Annotated in this window: 3 protein-coding genes and 1 pseudogene; 3 read left to right on the top strand and 1 reads right to left on the bottom strand. The window is 76.8% G+C overall.

Translation table 11 applies throughout. The annotated features are described in order from the left end of the window. Positions 1–209 precede the first annotated feature (209 nt). Together ACFXA3_RS35770 and ACFXA3_RS35765 are read left to right on the top strand one after the other, a co-directional pair. Positions 210–1,505 (top strand): glycoside hydrolase family 20 zincin-like fold domain-containing protein, encoded by a 1,296-nt coding sequence (locus ACFXA3_RS35770; RefSeq protein ID WP_385194118.1) that lies wholly within the window; start codon positions 210–212, stop codon positions 1,503–1,505. Positions 1,506–1,644: 139 nt separating this feature from the next. Further along, on the top strand, positions 1,645–2,322 hold the full coding sequence (locus ACFXA3_RS35765; RefSeq protein WP_385194115.1) for a pyridoxal 5'-phosphate synthase: 678 nt from the start codon (positions 1,645–1,647) through the stop codon (positions 2,320–2,322). Positions 2,323–2,461: 139 nt separating this feature from the next. Here the strand turns inward: ACFXA3_RS35765 and ACFXA3_RS35760 are convergent, their stop codons facing one another. Next, positions 2,462–3,742 (bottom strand): molybdopterin molybdotransferase MoeA, encoded by a 1,281-nt coding sequence (locus ACFXA3_RS35760; RefSeq protein ID WP_385194113.1) that lies wholly within the window; start codon positions 3,740–3,742, stop codon positions 2,462–2,464. Positions 3,743–4,319: 577 nt separating this feature from the next. Here ACFXA3_RS35760 and ACFXA3_RS35755 point away from each other — a divergent pair. Then, positions 4,320–4,776: pseudogene (locus ACFXA3_RS35755) on the top strand (hypothetical protein); the annotation flags it as partial.

The following is a 4,776-nucleotide window of genomic DNA, read 5'->3' as shown; positions in this document are numbered from 1 at the left end:
TTTCTAACCCTGTCCCCGGGGCCCCGGGGGGCAACACCCCCCGGGCGCCCATCAACATGCCGCCCCCCCCCCCCCCCGGGACCCCGAAGGCCCCCGGAAGCGCTCGCGCGCGTCCGGGGGCCTTTGCCGTGCGCGGGGGGAGGGCTAGGGTCGGCCGCACACGTGACGGTGCGCGCCATGTGAAACGTGCGTTGCGCATACTGCAACGGATGGACGGTGGAGGGGTCGAGGCCATGCCCGATTTGATTCCGGAGCCGCGGTACGCGCGATTCGCCCGGGAGGCCGGCGAGTGCGTCCTTGACGATCCACTGCTCGACGCCGGCCCCGGCACCGGGGGCACCGCCCGCTGGCTGCGCCGCGAGCTCGGCGCGGCCACCGGCTGGGACCTGCCCGCGCCGCCCGCGGGGGAGACCCGCGGCGGGCGCGCGGTGATCCGGCTGGCACTCCGCCCCGAGCGGGCCCGCACCGCCGGTGCGGAGTCGTACGAGCTGCACGTCACGCAGCGGTGGGTGCTGCTCGAAGGCGCCGACCCGGCGGGACTCTTCTACGCTGCGCAGACGCTGCGTCAGCTGCTCGGCCCCGAGGCCCACCGGCGCGGGGGCCCCCCGCCCCCGCGCCCGCCACGGCGGGCGCGGCGGGGGGGGGCGGAGCGGGGGGGGCCGGCCCGGCGGCCCCCGCTCGGGGGGGCGGCCGGGCGACCCGCCGGGTCGCTTCCGCTCTGGGCGGCCGCTCTGGGGCCGGCCGCGATCTGGGCCGTGCTCGTCGCGGGTGCCGTGCTGTGGCGGGCCGCCCGCCGCCTGCGCGGGGCTGTCCTGGCCTTCGGCGGGGTGCTGCTCGCCGGGGCGCAGGCCTCGATCGTGCGGGCGAACCTCCATCACTCCGACTGGCACGACGCGGACCCGGTGACGGTGGGCGCCGTGGTCACCGTGGTGGCCGCGCTGGCGGCCGGCGCGGTGGGGGCGCTGGTGAGCCGTCGGACCGCCGCTCCCGTGACCCCGGGTCAGGGCCCGCGGATGGACGTTCCCGAGGGGGAGCGCCGGGTGTGGCTCTCGCGGACGGCGAACCCGTGGCTGAGCCTGCTCGCCGCCGTCACCGGGGTCGTCGCGCTGGTCGCGCTGCTCGTGGGGGTCGCCGGTCCGGCGGAGCCGATGTGGATGCTGATCCTGCCGTTCGCGGTGGTCTCGCTCGCGGTGCTGGCCTGTTCCTCGGTGCGGGTCCGGGTCGGCGAGCGGGGGCTCGACGTGGCGTTCGGGCCGCTCGGCTGGCCGGTACGGCACTGGGACGCGGCGGACGTCGAGTGGGCGCGGGCCGAGAACCGGACGCCGGCGCAGGTCGGCGGCTGGGGCTACCGGCTCAGCGGCCTGGGCGTGACGGTGATGCTGCGCAGCGGCGCCTGCCTGGTGATCCGGTCCGGGGGCAAGGACTTCGCGGTCAGCGTCGACGACGCGGAGCGGGGCGCCGCCCTGCTGAACTCCCTGGCCGGATCCCGGGCCCGCCGGCCCTGACCGGTCCGGCTTGTCGGAAAGGCCTCCACGGATACGGCCCGATTGGGGGTTTCGCCCAAGCAATCGCCAGGAGATTGTCGAACCCCCGCCGCAGATGCAGGATGGGGCGTGCGCGTACGGACCCCGGAGGAGGCGTCAGGTGGACGACACGGATCACGGCAGCGCCCGGGCCACCCGCGCGTGGCTGCGGGGGATCGAGGTGTTCGCGGGACCGCTTCCGGACTTCGAGCCGGAACGGGCTCCGGCGGATCCCGTCCGCCTGTTCCTGCGCTGGCTGTCCGACGCCGTGGCGGACGGTCTGCGCGATCCGCATGCGATGACCTTGTCCACGGTCGACGAGTCGGGCGACCCGGACGCACGGGTGCTGATCCTCAAGGGGGTGGACGACGGCGGGTGGCGGTTCGCCGGGCACGCCTTCAGCCCCAAGGGGCACCAACTGGCCGTCCACCCGCGGGCCGCGCTCACCTTCTACTGGCCCGAGCACGGCCGGCAGGTGCGGGTGCGCGGGCCGGTCACGCCGGGGACCGCCCGGGACAACGCGCAGGACTTCCTCGGCCGGTCCGTCACCGCCCGCGCCGAATCGCTCATGGCCCGCCAGAGCCAGTACCTGGGGGACGTCTGCGAGCGCGACCAGGCCCTGGGGAAGTCGCTGGCCCTGATCGAGCAGGAGCCCTCGCTCGTCGACTCGGCCTGGACGCTGTACGCGCTCGCTCCGGTCGAGGTGGAGTTCTGGCAGGCGGCGAAGGACCGGGTGCACACGCGGCTGCGCTACGAGCGGGCCGCAGACGGCTGGGAGCGGTTCCGGCTCTGGTCGTAGCGGCCGTACCCGTCGCCGGGGCGCAGCCGGCGGGGTGTCAGCCAGAGGTGCGTCAGCCGGTGGTACGTCGGCCGGTGGCGCGTCAGCCGGTGGTACGTCCGCCGGTGGCGCGTCGGCCGGTGGTACGTCCGGCGGCGTGTCAGCCGGCGGTCAGGAGCAGCGGCGCCGGGCCGCCGTCGGTCCAGTCCGGCGGGATCGCGGCGAGCGCGTCGCCCACCGCGGCGCCCCGCAGGAAGGCCGAGCGGTATCCGTCGACGATCCCGACCCCGGCGCCCTCCCAGGTGACGGGCACCAGCCGGGTCGGTCCGGGGGCCGGCCGCAGCCGCCCCGGGACGGGGACGTGCGGCAGGGGATCGAGGGCGCGGCCGGACAGGCCCGCGATCAGCGGGCCGAGCAGGGTGCGGGCGGCGACCAGGGCGGCGTACGGGTTTCCCGGCAGCCCTACCACCCAGCGGCTCGGGCCGACTCCGGCCGTTCCGGAGCGTTCGGCCGCTCCGGCCCGCCCCTGCGGTCCGGCGAGCCCGGACAGTTCGGCCAGCAGCATGGGATGTCCGGGCCGGCAGGCGACCGTGTCGACGACCATCCGCGCCCCGGCCCCGCCGAGCAGCCGGCGCAGCTGGTCCGTGGCGCCGACCGAGGTGGAACCCGTGACCACGACGACGTCGGCGTCCCCCACCGCGCACAGCGCATCGGCCAGGTATCCGGCCGGCCGGTCCCCGACGTGGCGCACCGGGCCGCACTCGCCGCCGAGTTCGGCGACCAGGGCCGGGACGAGCGGCCCGAGGGCATCGCGCACCCGCCCGCGTACGGGGACGCCCGCCCGGTCCAGTTCGTCGCCGGTCACCAGTACGGCGACCCGGGGGCGTGGCCGCACCGTCAGGGTGTCGTGGCCGCAGGACGCGGCGAGCCCGAGCAGTGCCGGACCGATCCGGGTGCCCGCCGGCGCGAGGAGGGAACCCGCCGGGGCGTCCTCGCCCGTACGCCGGACGTGCCGGCCCGGCGCCGGTGCGGGTCCGGACACCCGGCCGTGCTCATCGGCCTGCGCGGACTCCAGCGGCAGCACGGCACGGGCCCCCTCGGGCACCTCCGCGCCCGTGGAGATCTCCACGCACTCCCCCGCACCGAGTACGCCCCTCCAGGCGGCCCCGGCCCGGACGGCCGCCCTCACCCGCCAGGGACCGGGACCGGCCACGGCGTAGCCGTCCATGGCGGCCGTGTCGAACGACGGGAGCGGATGCAGGGCGGCCAGCGCCTCGGCCAGCGTGAGCCCGGCGGCCTCCCGCAGCTCCACGGCCTCCGCGCCCGCCGGCCGCGCCGCGCCGTGCGCCAGGACCCGGGCCTGCGCCCAGGACACCGGCCGGGCGCGGGGCGGGGTGCGGGGGGCGGAGGCGGTCGGGGCGGCAACGGTCGCGGAGGGCATGGGCCCGACTGTCCGCCGCATGCGTTTCCGCCTTCGACCGACCGCGTTGCACTCGCGCTCCGATCGGCTCACGGCCCCTGCCGGGCCGGCGTGAGGCCGCCCGCCCGCACGGCCGGCACACCTCTGCCGGAACACTCCCCATGTGCACACACGCGGCAAAATTCGGACCACGGCCTTGCAGATGCAATCCAGAGTGGCGTATTTGCCTCTTGGATGATTGACTGGAACCCATCAGGCCACTGCGGCCCGATTCCGTGTCCTGATCCAGTCGCCCTGCCGGGACGACCCTTGGTTGACTGACACGCACACCGGCCCCGTGACGGTCGAGCGGCTCTCGCCGCCATGGGGAGCACCGGCCAAGAGGCCCCTGCATGCCGATCAGCGGTGTTCGGCGCGCAGGGGCCCTGTGCGTTCCGGTGGCGCCCCGGGTGCGCTCCGGTTCCTTTCCCGCCCCCTCTTCTTTCGACTGGCCGTCTCACGGACCGGCATCCATCTGGCATATGCACCCCTGAGCCGGGCATGCTTGCGTGAATGCGGCGCTGAACGGCCACATCGGCTCGAAAGTGAGGACGGAATCATGGCGGTGGTCCTCCTGCGACCGACGGCCGGACCGGATCCGGCCGCCGTGCACCGGGTGCTCTCGGCGGCGGGTCTGGCATCCCGGACGATCGTCCTCGCGAACGGCGGCGGCGCCGCTTCGGCCGTCCCGAGCGGAGCCGACGGCCTGAGCGGGGTCGACGGCCTGATCGTCCTGGGAGGTCCCGGATCCGATCCGGCGCTCGCAGCCGAGGCCCTCGTACGGGAGGCCCTCGCCGCGGAGGTCCCCGTACTGGCCCTGGGTACCGGGGCCCGGCTGCTGGCGCGGGCGGCGGGCGCCCCGCCCACCGACCCCGCCGCCCCCGCCCGCGCCCCCGCCCGCGCCGGCACCAGTCCCGCCGGCACCGCCGCCCGCGGGGCCGCCGCCCGCCGCCCGGCGCGGGGGTTGACCTCCGCCGCGGGCGGCGACCCGGTGTTCGCCGGTGCCGCACGGCCCT

It is taken from the genome of Streptomyces sp. NPDC059456 (assembly GCF_042750055.1).
Classification (GTDB): domain Bacteria; phylum Actinomycetota; class Actinomycetes; order Streptomycetales; family Streptomycetaceae; genus Streptomyces.
Note: the sequence above shows the minus strand (reverse complement) of the source record. Positions and strands in the feature narration are given on the sequence as shown.